Source organism: Paenibacillus sp. N22P23 (genome assembly GCF_059383735.1).
This window is the reverse complement of record NZ_JBXENT010000002.1, coordinates 272555-294436: the sequence shown is the minus strand read 5'-3', so window position 1 is coordinate 294436 and position 21882 is coordinate 272555. Positions and strand designations below refer to the sequence as shown.

The 21882-nt window shown below is 49.7% G+C and carries 17 protein-coding genes; 11 read left to right on the top strand and 6 right to left on the bottom strand.

Translation table 11 applies throughout. The features are described 5' to 3' along the window. Positions 1-145 precede the first annotated feature (145 nt). The 4 genes from AC506A_RS12125 to AC506A_RS12110 all read left to right on the top strand — a co-directional run bounded on the left by AC506A_RS12125 (position 146) and on the right by AC506A_RS12110 (position 5881). Complete coding sequence (locus AC506A_RS12125; protein ID WP_495461257.1) at positions 146-1093, top strand: ABC transporter permease subunit; 948 nt, start codon at positions 146-148, stop codon at positions 1091-1093. A 14-nt stretch (positions 1094-1107) separates the two neighbouring features. Beyond that, entirely contained in the window at positions 1108-2004 is an 897-nt protein-coding gene (locus AC506A_RS12120) for a carbohydrate ABC transporter permease (protein WP_495461256.1), read from the top strand. 106 nt (positions 2005-2110) lie between these two features. Next, on the top strand, positions 2111-3691 hold the full coding sequence (locus AC506A_RS12115) for an ABC transporter substrate-binding protein (RefSeq protein ID WP_495461888.1): 1581 nt from the start codon (positions 2111-2113) through the stop codon (positions 3689-3691). A 96-nt stretch (positions 3692-3787) separates the two neighbouring features. Beyond that, positions 3788-5881: a NosD domain-containing protein gene (locus tag AC506A_RS12110; protein WP_495461255.1), complete on the top strand. Its 2094-nt coding sequence runs from the start codon at positions 3788-3790 to the stop codon at positions 5879-5881. A 400-nt stretch (positions 5882-6281) separates the two neighbouring features. Here the strand turns inward: AC506A_RS12110 and sdaAA are convergent, their stop codons facing one another. The 3 genes from sdaAA to AC506A_RS12095 form a co-directional block, all read right to left on the bottom strand. Further along, entirely contained in the window at positions 6282-7172 is an 891-nt protein-coding gene (sdaAA, locus tag AC506A_RS12105; protein ID WP_495461254.1) for an L-serine ammonia-lyase, iron-sulfur-dependent, subunit alpha, read from the bottom strand. Next, positions 7172-7867: an L-serine ammonia-lyase, iron-sulfur-dependent subunit beta gene (sdaAB, locus tag AC506A_RS12100; RefSeq protein ID WP_495461253.1), complete on the bottom strand. Its 696-nt coding sequence runs from the start codon at positions 7865-7867 to the stop codon at positions 7172-7174. The genes sdaAA and sdaAB overlap by 1 nt, the downstream gene beginning before the upstream one ends. 103 nt (positions 7868-7970) lie before the next feature. Continuing rightward, positions 7971-8771, bottom strand: a complete 801-nt coding sequence (locus AC506A_RS12095; RefSeq protein ID WP_495461252.1) for a helix-turn-helix transcriptional regulator — start codon at positions 8769-8771, stop codon at positions 7971-7973. A gap of 158 nt (positions 8772-8929) precedes the next feature. On the opposite strand from AC506A_RS12095, the gene AC506A_RS12090 reads away from it, so the two are divergent. From AC506A_RS12090 to AC506A_RS12080, 3 genes are all read left to right on the top strand, one after another. After that, entirely contained in the window at positions 8930-9697 is a 768-nt protein-coding gene (locus AC506A_RS12090) for a sugar phosphate isomerase/epimerase family protein (protein ID WP_495461251.1), read from the top strand. A gap of 28 nt (positions 9698-9725) precedes the next feature. Continuing rightward, entirely contained in the window at positions 9726-10745 is a 1020-nt protein-coding gene (locus AC506A_RS12085) for a Gfo/Idh/MocA family protein (protein ID WP_495461250.1), read from the top strand. 217 nt (positions 10746-10962) lie between these two features. Continuing rightward, positions 10963-13800 carry an alpha-mannosidase gene (locus AC506A_RS12080; protein WP_495461249.1) on the top strand — a complete coding sequence of 946 codons (2838 nt, stop codon included), beginning with the start codon at positions 10963-10965 and terminating at the stop codon, positions 13798-13800. 57 nt (positions 13801-13857) lie between these two features. On the opposite strand, the gene AC506A_RS12075 is transcribed toward AC506A_RS12080, so the two are convergent. Further along, positions 13858-14700, bottom strand: coding sequence for a phytanoyl-CoA dioxygenase family protein (locus AC506A_RS12075; protein WP_495461248.1), 843 nt, complete (start codon positions 14698-14700; stop codon positions 13858-13860). Positions 14701-14857: 157 nt separating this feature from the next. Here AC506A_RS12075 and AC506A_RS12070 point away from each other — a divergent pair, with 157 nt between their 5' ends. Continuing rightward, entirely contained in the window at positions 14858-15736 is an 879-nt protein-coding gene (locus AC506A_RS12070) for a helix-turn-helix domain-containing protein (protein ID WP_495461247.1), read from the top strand. A 423-nt stretch (positions 15737-16159) separates the two neighbouring features. Here AC506A_RS12070 and AC506A_RS12065 read toward each other — a convergent pair whose 3' ends face one another. Next, a complete protein-coding gene (locus tag AC506A_RS12065; protein ID WP_495461246.1) occupies positions 16160-16996 on the bottom strand; it encodes a CAP domain-containing protein in 837 nt (278 codons plus the stop codon). A gap of 78 nt (positions 16997-17074) precedes the next feature. Further along, on the bottom strand, positions 17075-19105 hold the full coding sequence (locus tag AC506A_RS12060; protein ID WP_495461245.1) for a beta-galactosidase: 2031 nt from the start codon (positions 19103-19105) through the stop codon (positions 17075-17077). Between the two features lie 99 nt (positions 19106-19204). Here AC506A_RS12060 and AC506A_RS12055 point away from each other — a divergent pair, with 99 nt between their 5' ends. From AC506A_RS12055 to AC506A_RS12045, 3 genes are all read left to right on the top strand, one after another. Continuing rightward, positions 19205-20086, top strand: coding sequence for an AraC family transcriptional regulator (locus tag AC506A_RS12055; RefSeq protein ID WP_495461244.1), 882 nt, complete (start codon positions 19205-19207; stop codon positions 20084-20086). A 27-nt stretch (positions 20087-20113) separates the two neighbouring features. Next, positions 20114-21064 carry an HNH endonuclease gene (locus AC506A_RS12050; protein WP_495461243.1) on the top strand — a complete coding sequence of 317 codons (951 nt, stop codon included), beginning with the start codon at positions 20114-20116 and terminating at the stop codon, positions 21062-21064. 116 nt (positions 21065-21180) lie between these two features. Then, the gene (locus AC506A_RS12045; RefSeq protein ID WP_495461242.1) at positions 21181-21873 is read left to right on the top strand and encodes a CAP domain-containing protein; all 693 of its coding nucleotides are present in this window, start codon (positions 21181-21183) and stop codon (positions 21871-21873) included. Positions 21874-21882: the final 9 nt, after the last annotated feature.

Sequence of the window (21882 nt, the reverse complement as noted above, 5' to 3'; positions counted from 1 at the left end):
GGCGGTTTTATTGTGTCTGTAGGCAAGTAAACTGCATAAATTCGAACATTTTACACGTGCCAGATACAGCTTTTCGAAAATCGTATTCTATATTTGTTTGTCGCGCCGTGGCAACATGAAGGTCAGAAGGAGGAGGTCACAAGTCATGAGGAAATCGGGTCAAAGTAGCAAAGGAAACTGGCTAAGTCGAGAATGGATGCATTTGCGCAAGAACAGGGAGCTGCTGCTGCTTGCCGTGCCAGGCATTCTTTACAAATTAGTGATCAGTTATTTTCCGATGGTCGGATTAATACTTGCGTTTAAGTTCTTTCGGTACGATCAAGGCATCTTCGGCAGCAAGTGGGTAGGGTTCGACAACTTTGAGTTTCTCATTAAGTCGCAGGATGCGCTGCGCATCATTCGAAACACCCTGCTCTACAACTGTGTGTATATCGTACTTGGTACGATAACAGCCTTATTCTTCGCGCTGCTTCTGAATGAAGTATCAGGGCGAATGGTCAAAATCTATCAGACCGCGATGTTTCTGCCCTATTTTATATCGCTTGTACTCGTCGGCTACATTGCCTATGCCTTTCTTGAGCATAAGAGCGGTTATTTGAACCGGATTTTCGAGACATTCGGGCTGGAGCCGCACAAATGGTATTTTGAAACGACACCATGGTTATTTATCTTACCTTTAGTTTCGGTTTGGAAAGGTGTCGGCTTCTCCACACTCGTCTATTACGCCGGCATTATGGGCATTAACAGCGAATATTACGAAGCGGCCAGGCTCGACGGTGCTTCCAGAGTGCAGATGATGACACGAATCACACTGCCTCTGCTAAAGCCGCTTATTATTATTTTGTTCATTCTTGGACTGGGCAATATCTTCCGCGGAGATTTCGGTTTGCATTATTTTGTTCCTAATAATGTGGGGCTTAACTTCGCAACGACAGATGTAATCGACACTTATGTGTATCGTGCGCTGACAAAGCTGGGTGACATTAATTCTGGCGCAGCTGTCGGCTTCATTCAGTCGATTGTCGGTTTGGTGACGATAGTATCAGCGAACTATCTGGTGCGTAGAGTCGATAAGGACAGCGCTTTATTCTAGGAGGAATTGTATTTATGTCGAATGTGAATGCGAAATCCATGCAGAGCTCCAGTTGGATCATCAATGTATTTTTCATTATTGTCAGCGTGCTCATTGTGCTTCCTTTCCTGCTCGTTATCGCAGTGTCGCTTACGTCAGAGGATAGTCTCATTCATAACGGCTATCGCTTCATACCGAAAGAGTTCAGTTTAGAGGCGTTTCGGATCGTATTTAAGGAGCCTAATGTCATTCTCCGCGGCTACGGCGTTACAATCACAATTACGGTCATCGGTACTGTACTTGCGCTGCTGCTTACTGCACTTACCGCCTATCCGATGTCGCGGCGAGATTTTCGATATCAACGCCCGCTTACCTTCTATGTGTTCTTTACCTTGTTGTTCAGCGGCGGATTAATTCCGTTCTATATGCTGATGACACAGTACTTGCATCTCAAAAACACGCTCGGTGCACTCATTATTCCGCTGCTGCTCAGTCCCTACAATATTCTCATTATGAAGGGCTTCCTGGACAAGATCTCACTTGAAATTATTGAATCCGCAAAAGTGGACGGCGCCCGCGAAACAAGGATTTTCTTCCAAATCGTGCTGCCGTTATCAACACCGGCGCTTGCAACGCTTGGACTGTTCATTTCTTTCGCCTATTGGAATGATTGGTTTACATCTCTGCTCTTTATCGACAATGAGAAGTATGTTCCGCTTCAATTGCTGCTCTTTCGGATTATTTCGCAGATTGAGTTTCTCGCCAACTCTCCGCTGGCCGAAGCCGCGAGTAAGCTGCAATTCGCGAATTTCCCAACCTTGTCGGTACGGATGGCTTTTGCGTTATTGGCAGGGGGACCGATGCTTGTGATCTTCCCTTTCTTCCAGAAGTATTTCGTGAAAGGCATCACGGTCGGTTCCTTGAAAGGATAATGGAATTTTATGAGAGGGGGTGAGCGGCAGCCGGACTGTAAAGTTGTTATTGATTAAATACAAGGTATGGGGTTAACTAAAAACGGAGGTGTCTTTCAAAGTGAAAATGAAATCATCGTCTACTGTGCTTAAATGGTGTGTACTTCTTCTATGCTTCAGTATCATTGCAGCTTGCGGCAGCAATAACAACACGAATAACGCGAACAACACAAGTGCGGCGACCGATAATACGGCTGCTACAGATACAACAAATACGGCAACGGATACAGCTGCGAACAATACAGCGGAAGAGCCGGTCAAAGAAGAGCTGCCGGAAGTAAAATTGACGTTCTACTATCCGAGTAACCCGCCAGGACCGGATCAACAAGCAGTGAATGACGAAATCAATAAATATGTGAAAGAGAAAATCAACGCAACGGTTGATTTGAAGCCGCTTTCTTTTGACGAATACGATCCGAAACTTAACACAATTATGGCTGCAGGCGAAGAGTTTGATGTGGCATGGGGCTCCAAGTACTGGCTGCTTAGCTACCAAGCGAACATTGACAAAGGCGCATTGCTGGAGCTGACCGACGACATGATCTCCAAGTACGCACCAGAGGCTCGTGCAAACATTCCGGATAAGTTCTGGCCGGACATGAAAGCCAATGACGGCAAAGTATATGGCTTCCCGGTATATCAAGTTGCTGCGCAAACGAAGAGCTTGGTTATTCAGAAGCGTTTTGCTGACAAATACAACCTCGACGTTAACACGATTCATTCGTACAAAGATATTGAGCCATTCTTGAAAGCGGTTAAAGAAGGCGAACCGGATGTCGTTCCGTTCGGTATGGGCCAGAACTCATGGGGCATCTATTCCGATCCGAACTGGATTGGTACAAACGGCTTAGCCGTTACGTATAACAAAGACGATTTCAGCATTCAAACGAAGGAAGAGCAACTTAACAGCAAGAAAGAATACTTCGATACCATGCACAGATGGTATAAAGCCGGCTACATCAATGAAGATGCTCCGATTCTCAAAAACTTCGGGGATTTGAAGAAAAAAGGGAACGTGGCAGTCGCGATCGATTTCACAACGAAACCGGGCGGCGAAATCGATGAAATGAACAACAACGGCGGTAACGAAGTTGTTTATGCGCCGATTACCCAATCGTACTTTACAGGTGTTGCAAGTGCGATGCAGGTAGTCAGCAAAACGTCCAAAAACCCTGAGCGCGCACTGATGTTCATCAACCTGCTCAATTCAGACAAGTACTTGTATAACCTGATTTGCTACGGTATCGAAGGCAAACACTATACGAAGAAAGACGGAGACTACATCGAGCCAATTAAGGATTCCGGCTATGCACCGAATGTAGACTGGGTATTCGGGGATCAATTCAATGCCTACTTGAAAGCACCACAGCCTGCAGATGTATGGCAAAAAACGATCGATCTGAACAACAGCGCTTTGGTTGCAGCATCATACGGCTTCTCGATCAACCAAGATTCGATTAAATCGGAGCTTGCGAATACGACGGCTGTTAATAATGAATATGAGCTTGCACTGGAATCCGGTGCTGTAGATCCGGCTGAAATTATGCCGAAATACATTGAGAAGCTCAAAGCAGCAGGGCAAGAGAAGATCGACCAAGAGTATCAGAAGCAATGGGATGAGTTCCTTGTTAAGCAGGGCTTGAAATAATACGGAATAATTCGTAGTAGATAACAAAGCCAAAGAGGCAGGGGGAGCAATACGGTACCTCTGCCTCTTTTTATATGGGATGGGAGGGCTAGTCGAATGGAGCTGTTTGTTTCAGTTAAGGATGGCGATGATGCCAACACGGGGGCGACTGCTGAGGAAGCCGTTCAAACCTTAGAGCGTGCCAGAGATTTGGTGCGATTGATGCTGGGAGAAACCGATAAGGAGGACATTACCGTTTGGATTAGCGGCGGGCGTTATGAATTGTCTGAACCGCTGCGCTTCGATGAGCGAGACTCCGCTGTTGATGGATGCACGGTGACTTACCGCAGTGCACCGGGGGAAGAAGGTGTCACGATAAGCGGGGGAAGCGCGATTACGAACTGGGAGCCTTATAATGGTCACCTCTATCGAGCTCGAGTGGGTGCGGGAAACGCCATATATACGCTCTATGAGAACGGTATGCGGGCGTTGGCGGCTAGAAGCCCGAAGCTGGGCTATCATGTCGTGGCGGGCAAAGGAGACGGTGATCCGAGAAGCGGCTTTCGATTCCATCAGGATGACATTCCGAGATTCGAGCATGGGCCAGGTGCGCAAGGCGCGCATGGTGCACAGGTACATATTTGGCCTGGGGAAGGCGAATGGAATTGGTTTACGGAAACCAAAACGATCGACTGTATTCGGTGGGAGGAAGGACTTGTTTCCTTCAAAGAACCGGCACCGTGGGGCATTGACAAAGGCTCGCGGTACCGCGTTCAGGGTGCGTTGTCACTCTTAACAGAGCCGGGGGAATATTACTTCGATGCGACTAGCGGCGATCTATATTATTATCCGAGACAACTGCCGATTGAGGAGCAGTTGATTGTTGCTCCAGCTATAAAGCGGGTGATTGAGCTGATAGGCAGCTCGCCAAACAGTCCGGTGAAGGGCATTGTGCTGGAAGGCCTGACGATCGAGTGCTCCGATTTCACGCAGGAATATCGGATGCCGGATAGCAACTGCGAACACGCAGAGAGCAAACAGGGCCTCGTTTATCTCGAAAATGCTAGCGGCATTGCAGTGCGGGGCTGCCGGCTTCGGAACAGCGGCTTCAGCGGCATTGTACTTAACGGGCTTTGTCAGCACAATGAAATCACGGGAAACCTGATCGAACATACCGGCTATAACGGAATCTATGTGATCGGCCTCGCTCCGGGAGATGGCGACTATTCTAGCGCTGAGCAAGCCGACGTGAGTAAAGGGAATCTCATTTCGAACAATTTGATCCGGTTTGGCGGTGAGCTTGTAGGTCACAGCTCCGGCATTCAGCTCTATCAGAGCGGGAGCAACGAAGTGTCGCACAACGAAATTCACGGCATGCCGAGGTACGGCATTTCGCTTAAAGGATTAAGGCAAGGCGCGATGGAGTCGTCCTATTACGGCACGGCGGTGACGTGGAAGAATCATTGGGATTTCTGCCATACACGTAACAATTTGATTACTCGCAATAACATCTGGGATGTTATGAAAGACAGTCAGGACGGAGGGATGCTGGAATCCTGGGGAGCGGGAACGGGCAACCGAATTATCGCGAATCGGTTTCATCACAGCGGCATCTATTTCTCCTTCGGCTTCTGTATTTATTTGGACGATGCGTCGGATTACTATCATGTCTCGCATAATGTGATCCATGATTTGTACAGCGCCGGCAGCGGCGTGCTGTGGTTTGTCATTTTCTCCAAAGGCATCGGCAACCGGATGGAGAATAATTTGCTTGTGCAAAACGATGCGCGGGCAGCCTTCGGTACACAAGAGATGGCTGGCGAGGCGAATCGAGATGTAACGATCCTGCGCAATATCGCAGTTCGTTCCGGAGAGCAGCTGTATCATTTCGTCAACTGGAAGGACGATCGTCTGCAGGAGGCGGACTTCAATCTCTATGATAATGAGGCGAAGGAGCCCACGGTGAGCGGGATTTACGGCGATGATAAGAGAGGGCTGGTGCCAGTGCCATGGAAGGCATGGCGACAAGTACTGGATGGCAAATTCGACGCGCACACCTTGAATAGCGATCCGTTGTTGATCACGGAAGGGGAAGGCGGCGGTGTTCAATATACGCTGGATCCAGCATCGCCTGCATATGGTCTTGGCTGGGAAGCAATCGATATGAGCAGCATTGGCTTAAAGGATAGCTTTCCGTTTCCGCGGGGGTGAAGCGGGAGTGGGGGTTACCGTGGTTGCTAGGCCATGAGGAGGCGAGATGTGGGATGCGAGAGGCATACGAGAACCTCTCGCCTGCCCCCCCCACGCTAACGCTTCTCTCATGCCCGACCTCACCACGCTAACGCTTCTCTCATGCCCGACCACACCACGCTAACGAATCGTGGAGGTCTTATTTTGGAGAAATAGACACTTCAATTATTCTAACGAATCACAGAGGCCTTATTTGGACCGAAATCGATAGAAATGAACGAGTTTGGAGCGAATAGGACCTGTAGGATTCGTTAGAATTTCAAATCGATGTTTTTTGATCAAATAAGACCCCTACGGTTCGTTAGCGCGGGCGAATGCTACCACTCGGCCACTGCCATCCATGCTATTGCTATTGCTATTGCTATTGCTGTGGTTTCTTCTTGTTCTTCAAATCGCTCATTATTTTGCGACCCGTCGGCGTCTGGGCTAAGCCTCCGCCAGCCGTTTCGCGGTGGATCTCAGGCATGGCTGATCCAACCTCAAGCATCACTTGAATAACTTCATCCGAAGGAATGACGCTACGCACACCGGCAAGCGCCATATCCGCTGCAGCCAATGCCGTAACGGCGCCGAAGCCGTTGCGCACGATGCAAGGAATTTCAACAAGCCCGCCGACAGGGTCGCAAATTAACCCGAGCGTATTCTTAAGCGCGAGCCCAACGGCATGAATCGCTTGCGCGGGTGTACCGTCCCGCAGCTCCACTAGCGCGCCGGCCGCCATGCCGATGGCGGAGCCGACCTCGGCTTGGCAGCCGCCTTCGGCGCCGGAGACGAAGGAATTGTTGGCGATGACATAGCCAATGGCGCCGGCGGCGAATAAAGCATAGACCATTTCTTCGTCAGCCAAGCCAAATCGTTCCTGGGTGCTGACGAATACGCCGGGGATGATGCCGCAGGAGCCCGCCGTTGGCGTTGCGATAATGCGGCCCATGGAGGCGTTAACCTCAGACACCGCGAGCGCATACGCCATCGCATCGCTGGCCGATCCGCCGAGGCTTGGCTCAAGCTCTTGTCTCTTCGATAACACGCGCTGCGCATCAAGACCGGTCAACCCGCTTCGCGAGGTGGTATTCTCATGCAAGCCTCGGCGAACAGCCTCTTTCATGACGCCGTAATAGGCGGTCATCTTGGCAAACTCGTCTTCAGGCGATTTGCCCGACTCTGCGCTTTGTTCTTCCAGCATCAATCGGCCTATGGAAAGTCCGCGCTGCGCGCACAACTCGCCAAGCTCTGCTAACGTCCGAAAATTCATTATGTACCCGTCCCCTCTGTTTGACTAAGATCAACGGTATAGATGGTCTGCACATGGTTAATAGCTTTAATCTGGTCAAGCAGCGGAGCGGGCAGGGCGGCATCGAGCTCAAGGACCGTCAGCGCATCGCCGCTGCGGCCTTTGCGATCAACGGACATATGACCGATGTTGACGCTTTCTGCCTTCAGCAGGGAAGTCAGATCGGCAATAACCCCAGGACGGTCGGCATGCCGAATGACGAGTGTCGGATAGTTTCCGGTTAGCTTGACAGCGAACTCATTCAATTCGACGATTTCGATATTGCCGCCTCCGATGGAGGTTCCGATCAAGGACAGCCGCTGAGGAGCAGGCTGATCGACAGATAAGACGAGCTTTACTGTATTGGGATGTGAGTAGAGTCCTTTGCCTTGTTCAAAGGAAATTGCGATGCCGCGGTCATTCGCTAGGTCGAGTGCTTGCGGGATGCGATAATCATCCGTGCCGAATCCAAGGAGACCGCTCACAATCGCGATATCCGTTCCGTGTCCTTGATAGGTAGCAGCGAAGGAGCCGAAGAAAATAATTTCCGCCTTATCCGGCACGCTGCCCAGAAGCTGACTGGCAACAAGTCCGATTCGTACCGCGCCTGCGGTATGAGAGCTGGAGGGCCCAACCATAGAAGGGCCGATAATAGAAAATACGTCTTTGAAACGCATGTGGCAATTGACCCCCGTTTAGTAGGAATGTAGTGACAATTAGGCCATGGTCATATGATATTGTTTCCAAGTACAATGCAGCGAACTCATGAGAAGGCAGGACTTAACTCAGCCGATAGGCTGCAGGCGACACGCCGTACTTCTGACGGAAGACCCGATAAAAGTAAGAATAACTGCCGAAACCGCATGTAATCGCGATCTGCTCCAAGGTCATGGTGCTGTATTTGATGCGGTCAATAGCCATGGATAAACGGACATTTTGGGTATACTGAATGATGGTCATGCCATAGCATTCCTTGAACAGATGGACGGTGCGTGAAACACTAAGGCGAGCGCATTCCGCGACTTCCGCAATTGTAAATGAGCGTGCGGCGTTCTCGTCGATGAAGTTTTTCATGCGAGTAGCAACGAACGATTTCCCTTGAAAAACAGACTGCGTTGTAATCGCGCGGTCAATGAAGAGGCATAACGAACGCAGCAAATAATCGGAAAGCTCGCGATCCTCTGCTTCAAAGCGCCGTTTCTCCAAGATAAGTGCCTGCCAAACCGACAGCCAGCGCTCATCCGGTACAACTTTTACCCGCTGGGGGCGATCCTTGCGGCTCCACCACTCGTCGAGCCAACTCCCGCGGCAGATGACATAGTAATCCCCGCTTGAGATCTCGGTTTGCGCTTCATCTTCATCTTGATCATGACTTGGCGCAATGTTCAGCTGATAGTAGTCACCTGGCTTAAAGAGCAGCAGATCACCGGCTTCGATTCGCTGCATCCGTCCGTCGACGAGCGCCTCGCAGCTTCCATCCATTTGCAAGCGAAACACATAGGCGCGCAAGCCGTCTCGATTGATAATCTGGAAGGGCTGTGAGTGATAGGAGTAATTGCAGCTCATAATTTCGGTATTCAAAGGTCTCTCTCCATTTTGCAGCAAAATTGTACATGTCACTGTTATATAATACATCTACGAAAGCCACTATATCCACTATAATGGTTGTCAGATTGGTAAACTAACCGGGCTTGACGCCATTCAGGCGTTCATCCGTCATCATGAAAGGAAGATCACTAGTGAAAATCGGATTGCAATTGTTTACACTGCGTGACGATACAGCAAAGGATTTCAGAGGCACGCTTCGTCAAGTAGCTGCAATGGGCTATGAAGGCGTAGAGTTTGCAGGTTATGGCGATATCCCGGCTGAAGAAATGCGCGACCTGCTGCAAGAGCTTGGCCTTGAAGCATTCGGCAGCCATGTTGGTCTGCAACAGCTTGAAGAGAGCCTTGAAGAAGAAATCAAATACTTGAAAACCGTTGGTGCACGTTATGTGATCTGCCCATGGTTGTCCCCTGAGCAATTGGCTGGCGGAGAAGCGTTCTGGCGCGAGTTGATCGCGAAATTCGCTACTTTCGGCGCTCGTCTTCGCGAAGAAGGTCTGCAATTCTGCTACCACAATCATGACTTCGAATTTGCAGCCCAAATTGACGGTGAATACATCTTCGATGCGATGTACACGAAAGTGGATGCTGATCTGCTTAAAGTGGAAATGGATATCGGCTGGGTGCAATATTCCGGTCAAGATCCACTTGCTTACATTGCGAAATATGCCGGCCGTCTGCCGCTGCTTCACTTGAAAGACTTCCGCAAAGAGACGTCTGTCAACCATATCGATACGGTTGAGCTTGGCAATGGCGACCTTGCGCTTAACGATATCATCGACGCTGCTAACAAAGCAGGCGTTGAATGGCTGGTTGTTGAACAGGACAGCTGCGCTAATCCGCCGCTTGAATCTGTACAAACTAGCATGAACTGGCTGAAAGCTAACGGTCATAAAGCATAATTAGTGAACAAAGGGAGAGTTACTTAACATGAAGAAAATTAAAGTAGCCGTTGTAGGCTGCGGTGCGATCGCTCAGCGCCGTCATATTCCGGAATACGCTGCTAACCCGAACGTAGAGTTCGTGGCATTCGTAGACCCTGTAATCGAACGTGCAGAAGAATTTGCAGCGAAATACAAGGCAAAAGCATTCGCAAGCTATGAAGAAATGCTTAGTGCAATCAAACCTGAGGCAGTCAGCGTTTGTACACCAAACTATCTGCATGCACCGGTTGCTATTGCAGCTGCAAATGCAGGCGCTCACGTGCTTGTGGAGAAGCCAATGGCTTCCACGGACGAAGAAGCAGCTGCGATGATCGAAGCTGCAAGCAAGAACGGCGTTTACTTGATGGTGGGTCACAACCAACGCTTGATGCCTCCACACGTGAAAGCGAAACAGCTTCTTCAAAGCGGCGCGCTTGGCCGCGTATTGACGTTCCGTACTTCTTTCGGCCATCCTGGTCCTGAAGGCTGGAGCGTAGACGGCAAAGGCAGCTGGTTCTTCCGTAAAGAAGAAGCGATCATGGGCGCAATGGGCGACCTCGGCGTTCACAAATCCGATTTGATCCGTTACCTGCTTGATGATGAAGTTGCGCAAGTAACAGGCTATATCGGTACGCTTGATAAAGAAGGTACAGATGTTGACGATAACGCGACTTGCTTGCTTCGTATGAAGAGCGGCGCAATCGGTACGCTTGTAGCGAGCTGGACGTACTACAAAGGCGAAGACAACTCCACAGTATTCTGGTGTGAGAACGGCGTGATGAAGATCGGCACAGATCCGAAGGATCAAATCATCGTTGAACTTCGCAACGGCACAGTTGAACGCTATAACGTGGGTGCAATCAGCACTAACGATAAGCAAGAGTCAAGCGGCGTTGTAGATGCGTTCGTCGAATCGCTTCTGACAAACACCAAACCAAGCATCTCCGGCGAAGAAGGTCGCAAATCGCTTGCAGTTATTCTGGCTGCATTCGAATCGCAAGCGACAGGCCGCGTTATTTCTCTCTAATACGAACGAGCACATACAACTACGATGACCCGCAGGCAGCACACTTGAACATTCAAAGTGACTGCTTGCGGGTCATTTTTTCGACCTAACACGCTAAGATTACCTCATCATAATTTACGAATTCCTAATTGTGGAAGTGGGCTTGGAACGCTATGCTAAACTTGTGCCGTTTGTGCTGATTTTTTCAAATCCTACTCAGAGAGGAAAGGAATTGAATATGAACGAAACGAGAATTAGACGACTGATCGGACCGGAGCCGCAATCTTACTGGGATGACCTAGAATTTAGCGGCCGCAATGAATGGAATGATCGCATTCTCTCGCAGCTTGTTTTCGCACAGGAGCTGTCGAAGGTGAATGGACTAAAGTATGATGCGGTTATTGCAGATACACTTGATTACATAGAACAGCGCATCGCGGAGAATGGAGCCATCGTAAAGCAAGCAGCGCTAGAAGCAGAACGTATGCTGGAAAGCCTTGCTGCTGATGCGAAGAGTTACGATGTTATTGCGGTGTCCCATGCGCATATCGATATGAACTGGATGTGGGGCTGGGATGAGACGGTGTCCGTCACCATCGATACGTTCCGGACGATGCTCAATCTGATGGAGGAGTATCCGGAGTTTACGTTCTCGCAATCCCAAGCTTCGATTTACCGAATCGTGGAACAATACGCGCCTTCCATGCTGGAGGAGATTAAACGCCGGGTGAAGGAAGGCCGCTGGGAAATTACAGCCTCTCACTGGGTCGAAGCGGACAAGAACATGCCAAGCGGAGAAAGTTTGGCGCGGCATATACTCTACACAAAGCGATACCTCAGCAGCTTGTTTGCTATCGACCCGGACAGCTTGAATTTGGATTTCGAGCCGGACACGTTCGGACATAGCTTGCAGGTGCCGGAAATATTGGCAAGCGGCGGTGTGAAATACTACTACCATTGCCGTGGGGCTGAAGGATACCCGCTGATTCGCTGGGAAGGTCCTTCGGGTAAGTCGGTCATCGTTTACCGTGAGCTGACCTGGTATAACGATTTTGTCCGCCCTGTATTCACATCCTATGTACCGGACATTTGTCGGAAAACCGGCTTGAATTCCTATTTATACGTCTATGGTGTCGGGGATCATGGCGGGGGGCCGACTAGACGCGACTTGAATCGTCTGCGGGCCATGCAGGAATGGCCGATTTGTCCAACGATTCGCTTCGGCGGTTATGCGGATTATTTCAAAGAGGTGGAGCGGGTCGCGGATCAATTGCCTGTAGTGAAGGGTGAAATGAATGTCGTCTTTACGGGCTGCTACACGTCCCAGACCCGCATCAAGAATGCAAACCGCGTCTCGGAAGCTGCGCTGAATGAAGCGGAAATGTTCGCCTCGGTGGCATCCGCTGCACATGGGGCCGTTTATCCGGGAGCCACGTTCGAGGAAGCATGGCGCGGTGTGTTGTTTAATCAATTCCATGATATCCTGCCAGGCTCGGGCGTCATCGAAACACGCGAGCATGCCCTTGGACTGTTTCAGAATACGATGGCGGTCGCCGGAACGAACCGAAAGCTCGCACTTGAGCGAATTGCGGCCGATATTGATACTTCTGAGATTGAAATTGGCCATACAGCAGCCAATACAGCGCAAGGAGCAGGTGTCGGCTTTGGGACGCGTGATTTCAAGATTACGCAGGTTGAGCGCGGAGCCGGAAGCACACGCATTGTGCATATCTTTAATTCCTCGCTTCAAACGAGGGAAGAAACGGTCGAGATCCTGCTATGGGATTGGAAGAGTCCTATTAAGGCGATTGTAGTGAAGACGGCTGCGGGGGAAACCGTGCCAAGCCAAATTCTAGATAGCGGCCGAAATGCTTATTGGTCGCATGACTATTTGCGATTACTTGCGCGTGTTCAGGTACCGGCGTGCGGCTACAGCACCTTGACGATTGCTGAAGGGGAAGGTTACTCTTCGCAAATTGTTATTGGTGATCCGCGGGTTGACCGGGATGAGGCTTATCTTCTGGAGAATGAATGTCTTCGTGCTGCTTTTGATTCGAAAGATGCCACTCTAATTTCTTTGATCGATAAGAGATCAGGCGAGGAACTGGTTGATCCGGCGAGGCCGGCAGCGTTATTCCGACTGATTCAGGAGGATCCGAGCAAAGGGATGGCGGCATGGTGGGTCGGTCGTTTTATGCAAATCGCCAACCTCCATGAGCGGGTAATATTGAAAAAGACGGTTTCCGGCGATCTCCGGCAAACGATCAGCTACGAAATGAAGTTTAAGGCTTCTTCATCGCTTCGCGTTACCGTTTCCCTTGATGCAGGCAGTACAAGTCTTGATTTCAATGTGGAATGCGATTGGCAGGAAGCGGGCAGCAGAGAGGTTGGAATTCCGCAGCTGCAGTTCCATTTTCCAATCGGCTACGCTAGCGAAGCGTACAAGTATGATGTTCCGTTCGGGACGATTGTGCGGGGAGACAGAGATATTGAATTGCCGGGCAACAGCTTCGTGCAAGCACTACGGAATGATAACAAGAGTAAGCCAACGTTATTCATCGTAACTAGTAACAAATACGGTTTCCGGGGAACAGATAACTCGATGTCCGTCTCGCTCATACGAGGTTCGTATGAACCGGATCCTTATCCGGAGCTTGGCAATCATCATCGCATCAAGCTGTCGGTTTGTTTGGCGGAAGCATCGGCGTCAAGCCGAGATGTCATTGAGAAGGCGTACCGGCTTAACCATCCGATGAATGTGCTCTCGGGGATGAAGCGGCCCGGTTCGAAGCCAGCAGATGCGGGGTATATCGAGCAGTTGGATGAATCGGTTGCCGTATCGGCGATTAAAGTTCCGGAGGGAAACAACGGGGCAAGCTGGATTATTCGGATGTACGAAACGGACGGGAAGCAAGCAACGGCCTCATTTAAACTCTTTACAGGTGCGGTAAGAGCATATGCGGTAGATGTGAACGAGAACCTAATTCCGGGAGATAACGCGGTGACGCTTGCCGGCGATAAGCTGAACGTGGAAGTAGGAGCCTATTCGATTGCTGCGGTACGCATTGATTTCTAAACGAACTTAAAAGGCTAGCCCCAGCATCATCAAGATGCTTGAGGGCTAGCCTTTACCTTATTTCTTATAAACAAGCGGGTTGAGCGGTGAAACAGCGGGTTCGCCTGCTTTTACACCTGGGAACCATGATTTCAAATCGGATTCACGTGCACTGCTGTCCGGATTTGCCATCGTATTGACACCATCTGCGACATAGATGATCGTCATGACTTCGCGCATTGTATCCGTTGGATTGCCTGGTGCGGAATGCAGTGTCCATCCGGCATGGAAGGTTGCATCGCCTGCAGCCATAGCGCCGTAGTTTGTCTTCGGAAGGCCTTTGCCTTCAATATAAGAGCTGAGCGTCTTATGTGATTCATCGGAGATGAATTGGCGGCTCATGTAGCCGGAAGTATGCGATCCGTCTACGAAGGTCATCGAGCCGACTTCCTCGGAAATCGGTACAAGCGGCATCCATAGTGTAATCGTGTTTGGTGTATCAAGCGGCCAATAAACTTGGTCTTGATGCCACGGCGTATGACCGCCGCCCGGTTCTTTGAACAACGCTTGATCGTGATAGATCCGAACGCCGTCCACGCCCATAAGCTCGGCCGCGATTTTGGCGAACCTTCTTGCCATTACGAAACGTTTAATGCCTTCATTCATTTCCCATAGGTTGCAAATTTGAATGAATGCTTTGCCATACGTATCGCGCTCTTCAACGGGTTTCGTATTATGGTTATGCTCACGTACCGTTTGTTCAATTAGCGGCTCGTAGCAGCTCATTTCTTCAGGAGATACAATATTCTTCAGAAGAATATGCCCGTTTTTCTGATAGGAAGCGCTTTGCTCTGGTGTTAACGTATAATCACTGTCAAGCTGCGGAAGCTCGGTGAGGTTGGATGAATTACTAATGGTCATAATCAATCTCCTTATCACTGCTAAGATGCTTTTATTATAAAGCACATCTCCATCTGCTGACTTTGTTTCGATCTCTTAATTCTTTTGTCAAAAACAACTGCGTCTCGTATATAATAAAAGCAAATCATGCCCGATTATGGCCAAGGAGCTTGTATAAATGTACCTATCCGAATTGATGGAAAGGCAGCCGATTGTTCCCTATATCCGAGAGAGTGATTATGCCGTTCGAAAGCCGTGGTTATCCGCGGAACGGCGATTGCTCGATTATTTGCTTGTTTATTTTCAAGAAGGGGAGTGCGTGTTTCAAGTAGAGGGTGTCCCCTATGAGTTTCGAAGAGGCGATTTTTGTCTGATTCAACCGAATAGCTTGAATGTGCTAGAGGGGAAAACGAATACGATTACGCCATTTGCCCACATGGACTTCTTCTACGATTCTTTAAGGGAGGACCGATTTCCGACGCGAAGCGGTCAGATTGACCTGGAGCCGTACAGCCATCTCATCCAGCCGAGGCTTAACGACTTTCATGGCGTTGCAATCCCGGTCAGGCTGCGGCCAAAGCACCCCATTGCGCTGCGGGACAAGTTTCTGGCGATGGTAGAGTGCTGGCAGCATCGCGATCCGCTTATGCAGCTGCGGGCACAATCCTTAGGGACGGAAGTGATCCTTACGATTCTGGAAGATCACACGGATTTGAAGCAAACGGAGAAAGCAGCACCGCAGCGGATGAATTGGATTACGTCCTTCTTGTCATTGAATTTGGCCGAGCCGCTCACAGTCAGCGAAATGGCCGCAAGGGCGAATTTGTCGCCTTCGCGTTTCAGCGCGAAGTTCAAAGAGCAGCTTGGCGTCTCGCCGCACAGGTACTTGCTTCATTTGCGCATTCACCATGCACAGGAGCTGTTGACCGGATCCGACAATACCATTGAAGAGATTGCCGCTTATTGCGGCTTTTCCGATGTGCATCATTTTACGAAAGCGTTCAAGAAAGAAGTGGGTGAAGCACCGGGAAGCTACCGCAGCAAACGAAAGTCATAGCAAGCTCGTACCTGCTGCCTCTCTCCCCCTCCCGATACGCGTCGAGATTCTATTCTAACGAATCGTGTGGGCCTTATTCACTCGAAAATCTATAAGATTTTATTCTAACGAATCGTGAGGGTCTTATTTATAGAAAATGGAGCAAGAATGAGCATTCTGGTGCCTAATAAGACCTGTACGATTCGTTAGAATTTCAAATCGACCCAATTGACTGAAATAAGGTCTGTAGGATTCGTTAGAATTTCAGTACTCCATAAACCGCCGCCATCACCACGCACCACCACCTCAGAGCAACATCAAACTAACTTCAAATTTCGAATCGTGACATCGTGCCACGGCATTCATTCTCGGCACCCTTCCATTGAACAAAAAGCTGTCCCAAAGTGTCGATTGACAGGCTTTGGGACAGCTTTAGACAAGTGCTTAAGGTTTGATAAACTGCTGCGTCCAATACGGACTCATGTTGCCGCCGGGAGCATAACCGACGCCCAGTTGGGTGAAGTTAGCGCTTAGGATGTTAGCACGGTGACCCGGGCTGTTCATCCAAGCAGTCATAACTGCATCTACACCTTTCTGCCCAGCTGCAATGTTCTCGCCTGCATAGGAGTAGTTGATGCCAAATTGTTTCATCATATCAAACGGACTTCCGTACGTTGGTGAATTGTGGTCAAAATAGCCTTTGTCCCGCATATCATTGGATTTGGCTTGGGCGACCTTAGACAACGATGCATTCAGCGTTAGCGGCTGCAGGCCGGCTTTCGAGCGTTCTGCATTGACCCGCTGCAATATTTGCTGCTGGATGGATGAACTGTCCGCTGAAGTGGAGCCGCCGGCATTGCCAGTGTTGCCTGCATTACCAGTATTACCAGTGTTACCGGTATTACCGGTATTGCCAGTATTGCCAGTATTGCCGCCTGGATAGGTAACTTTTGGATAGCCGGTGCCCGGATTCGCCGCGCTGCCGCCTGGATTCCAAGTACCGCCGTAATAAAGCTGATACCACGGAATATTGCCCCACTGCGTGTTCTGAGCTCTCATGGTACCAGGCTGATTCGCCCGCAGCATGCGATGACCTGTATTCAACGGCAGCAGATCATCATTAGATTTGATGCTCAGTCGCTGATGATTAAGGTCCGTTCTGCTTGCGGAGTGGTAGGTGTTGTTTGGCGTGACGTCGCGATCTGACACCCCATTGTAGATAAGAGCGCCAAGGCCAAAAGCTAATACAATACCGAATAATGTTCCGAAAAATCTTTTCATCTGAGTATCAAGCTCCTTTCACACACACTAATATGTTCAGCGGGGAAAGGAGCTATTCGATCTTAGAGCTAGGCAATATCAAGCAAATTGCTCAAGGATAAGGACATCGCGGCCATTAATGACAGTTTGCCCAGCGTGTGTGTTTCCGCTAATAAGGTCGATGCCTGATTCGTTTCCAAGCTCAATCGTGACTGGCTCCGCATTGTGGTTTAAGACGAATAAATAAGCCCGATTATCGATCACTCTGCGGGTTACTTCAACGCCAGCCTTCTTGCCTGGCAATGGAGCGATTCCGTGCTGCTTACATAAGACATCAGCGAAACCTTGCAGGAATTGTTCATCAGGACTCGAAGCGACATACCAGGCTTCGCCGCTGCCAAACTTATTGCGTGTAAGAACAGGCATGCCGGCATAGAAATCATCGCCATATTCTGCGACTACGTCCGCGCCTTCGCTATGAATGAGATCACAAAGCAGCGTGCAGCGATAAGTGCCTTGCAGCGAACCGAGCGTATCTTTCATAACAATTGAGTTGGTGCTGCTTGGGAGCAGAGCATCGATTTCCTCGGCCCATATGCCTAGAAGCTGGCGCAGCTCTCCCGGATATCCGCCCAACGTTACAATGTCGTTCTCGTTCACGATTCCGCTGAAGAACGTCGTCACGAAGGTCCCGCCACTGCTGACAAAAGCTTCGATTCGCTGAGCCATGCCTGGCTTAACCATATACATGACCGGAGCGACAACGATGTCATAAGCGGAGAGCTCGTCCTCGAAAGACACGATGTCTACCTGGTATCCTCCGTCATAGAACGCACGGTAATATTTATGAATTTCATCGACATATTTCAGATCCACGGTCGGACCGCTCGAATACTCGATTGCCCAGCGGTTCTCCCAGTCAAACATAATGGCTACACGGCTCGGAAGTCGTGATCCAAGCAGCTTCGTACCCATAGCAGACATCTCAGCTCCAAGCTGTGCGCATTCACGGAATACGCGGGTATGCTCATGACCGACATGCTCAATGAGAGCGCCGTGGTATTTCTCACAAGCACCGACAGAACGACGCAGTTGGAAGAACATGACGCTGTCCGATCCGTGTGCGACGGCTTGATAACTCCAAAGGCGCATGATCCCGGGACGCTTGAGCTGATTATAAGCTTGCCAGTTCTGCTGGCTCGGCGTTTGCTCCATCAGCAAGAAAGGAGCTCCGCCTTTGAGGCCGCGCATTAAATCATGTGTCATCGCTACAAAGCTGGATGGGGTAGTCATGGATGGATAGTTATCCCAGGCGATGATGTCCATATGCTTGGCCCATTTGAAATAATCGATTTGTTTATAGGTTCCCATCAAATTTGTAGTAACGGGAATATCAGGCGTGTAAGCCTTGATGGCATCATATTCCAGCTTGTAACACTCAAGCATACTGTCTGAATTAAAGCGGCTAAAGTCGAGCGAGATGCCTTGAAAACAAGTCTTATCGTACGACCATTGTTCCGTCAGAGCGCTTGGCAGCACGATTTCGTCCCACTCGTAGAAGGTATGACCCCAGAAGCGAGTGTTCCATTGCTCGTTTAGTTTGTCCAATGTGCCGTATTTCTTCTGAAGCCAGCCGCGGAAAGCCATTTCACACTGATCGCAATAACATTCGCCGCCATATTCATTAGATACGTGCCAGAGCAGCACAGCCGGGTGATTCTGATAGCGCTCTGCAAGCTTTGACGCCAGACGAGTGGAATAGGTCCGGTATACTTCACTGTTCGGGCAAGAATTGTGGCGTGCGCCGAATTTATGTTTACGTCCTTCAAAATCAGTACGCAGCACTTCGGGATAACGCTTGGCCATCCAAGCGGGATGGGCGCCGGTGCTTGTTGCCAGACAAGCATAAATACCGTTGGCATGGAGCATGTCCATAATGCGATCAAGGGTTTCAAAATCATACGTATCTTCGCTTGGCTGGAGCATCGCCCATGAGAAAACATTAATAGTAGCGATGTTCATGCCGGCAAGCTCCAGCATGCGCATATCCTCCGGCCAGATGCCGGAATCCCACTGTTCGGGATTATAATCGCCGCCATATAACATTTTGGGCAGTTTCGTAGTATCCATATTCGTAAATTCCTCCAGTGAAGTGAATGATAACAGCTTTATTTTATGGTAAGATGCGGATTAGAGATATATAAAAAAGAATAGGCAGGATATGATAATATGGAACAGATCATGGAGCGGAATAAAGGGTTCATCGACGGTCAGCAGCGCAGCCGATACATGTTCACGCTTGGTGAGTACGAGCTGCCGCTGTATGTAGATAGTATTGGGATCAATCCAGACCAAGAGGCGGTTGACCGGACGAAGGGATATCCGTGCTTTCATTGGCTGCAAACTATAGAGGGTGAAGGTGAATTTGAGCTGAACGGAATCAAGTATTCGCTTCCGCCAGGCAACGGTTCACTTTTATTCCCAGATGTTCCTCATTTCTATACGGCCAAGCCGGGTAAGAAATGGGCGACGATGTATGTCACGTTCGGCGGTGTTTTGGCAGCATCTATGCTGGCCTCCTTGGGCATTCGGCACACAGAGTGGCTGAATTGGAATGAAGACGCGCCAATTACCTCGCAGCTGGAAAGCATGATTACACAAGCGCAGCATGATGAGGACAGAACAGGTCTGAATGCTTCCGCACAGCTGTACCGTTTTCTCACGATGATCAAAATATATGGGCAGAAGGGCGGACGTTCCTCCGTATTCCAGCATTTGGAGAAGCTGGACCCGCTGCTTCATTGGCTGGATATCCATTACGGCGATCCGGATATTAGCCTTACCGATATGGCGGAACAGCTTGGAATCAGCTCCCGCTATTTAAATTCACTATTCCGGCAAGCATTCGGCATTACGGCCTATGCTTACTTAATTCGACTGCGAATGATTAAATCCAAGGAAATGATGAGCCTTGGCGATAAACGGTCGATTAAAGAGATTGCGCAATTATCCGGTTACCGCGATCCCAGCCACTTCATTGCCGCGTTTGGCAAAGCGGAAGGCATTACACCGGAGCAGTTTCGTAAACTGCACGGCTTGACGACGACCTGATAAGGAAACGGAGCGGAAGTGATTGAAATGGATATGAAGCCATGCACGGCATGCAAAATAGAGAAGCCGCTTACAGCGTTTACGAAACGTGCGGGAAGCAGCGGACGGCGCGGGATTTGCCGGACTTGTCTGCGCAAGCGCAAGCGGGAAACAGCAGCGGGAGATGCAGCGTTTGACAGCATGGAAGAGGCTGTTCAGTATCTGCAACACGAACATGAGGATGAGCATGAAGAGACGTATGGATCGGAGCCGGATATAGACGAGGCTGCTCCTGCTAAGCCGGCAAGGAAGCGGAAGCGTCGCCGTAAGAAGCGCAGTGCAGCATCCAAGCTGCCAGCCAGTGTACAAGGTGGACAGGCTGCAGCGGTATCTGCAGGTAAAGAGACGGATCAAAGCGAGAAGAGCGATTCAGCTGAAGCACAATCTGCCGCTGTCACAGTTGAATCTGCAGCAATTTCTGTCCCTGCAACGAAACGTAAACGTAAACGCCGTCATAAACGATCGAAAGCAGCGAAGATCAAAAATTTAAAAGCTGAAATCAGCGCTGTCGAACAGGTTGCAGAGCGCCCGCCGGATCGGAACATACATCCTATCAAAGGTGTTTTTACATATAAAACTTCGCTCCTGAATGATCGAGGTCGTGGACATATTCGGCTGCGCGGTCACCGTGAAACAGGCAAACGCTGGTCTACAGATATTCCGACGGAGATGGCGGTACGAATGGTGGAGGAAGGTGCCGCTGGTATTATCAACCCGGGCTTGATTCACAAGCTCTATACGAAAACGGATTTCCGGCTGCTGGTGCTGCAGCGAGACGACTATATTTGCAAGTATTGCGGCCGTTATGGGGATACGATTGACCATGTACTGCCGAAGTCAAAGGGAGGGCTTTCTTCTCCGGCAAATTGCGTCTGCGCATGCGCGGCCTGCAACTTGAAAAAGGCTGATAAATTGGACTTTGTTTTCGATGATTTTTAGCATCTGAACGTTGTGTTTCCATATTTTATGAGGTGTTTTTTGCTGTTTCCCCGTGTTAACATGGGTGGCGTCGAAAGGTCGGCACACACGATAACCATAACAAGGAGGAAATATTCATGAAGATGCAACCATTTCGTATAGGTGTAGCTAGCGTACTCGCAGCCGGTTTGATCGCGGTTGGAGGAGGAGCAGCCCTGCAGAAGGCAGAAGCAGCCACAGTGAACAGTTCCGTCACGTATAAGGTTACGAGCAGCGACACGATGTACAAAATCGCAACGAAATACGGGATCAGCCTAAGCAAACTAATTGCAGCTAATCCAACCATCGCTAACCCGAATATCATCTGGCCGGGCATGACGGTTAAGGTTCCCGTAAGCAGCACGACAGGGACTTCGAACAACGGATCGTCGAACACGAATACAGGGACAAGCACAACAGACAAGAGCACATTTGCCGCTCAAGTCGTTACGCTGGTTAACAAAGAACGTGCCAACGCAGGTCTTGGTACACTGAAATCCGATACGCTCTTGACGAAAGTCGCTTTGGATAAGGCTAAGGATATGTATACGAACAATTACTTTGATCATAATTCGCCAACTTACGGTTCGCCGTTTGATATGATGCGTGCTTATGGCGTTTCTTACTCTTATGCAGGTGAGAATATCGCGAAGGGTCAACGTACGCCGGCAGAAGTGATGCAGGCATGGATGAACAGCCCGGGCCATAAAGCGAACATTTTGAGCAAAAACTTCAACAAAATCGGCGTTGCTTATTACAACGGCGAGTGGGTACAAGAATTCACGTCCTAATATTTTATA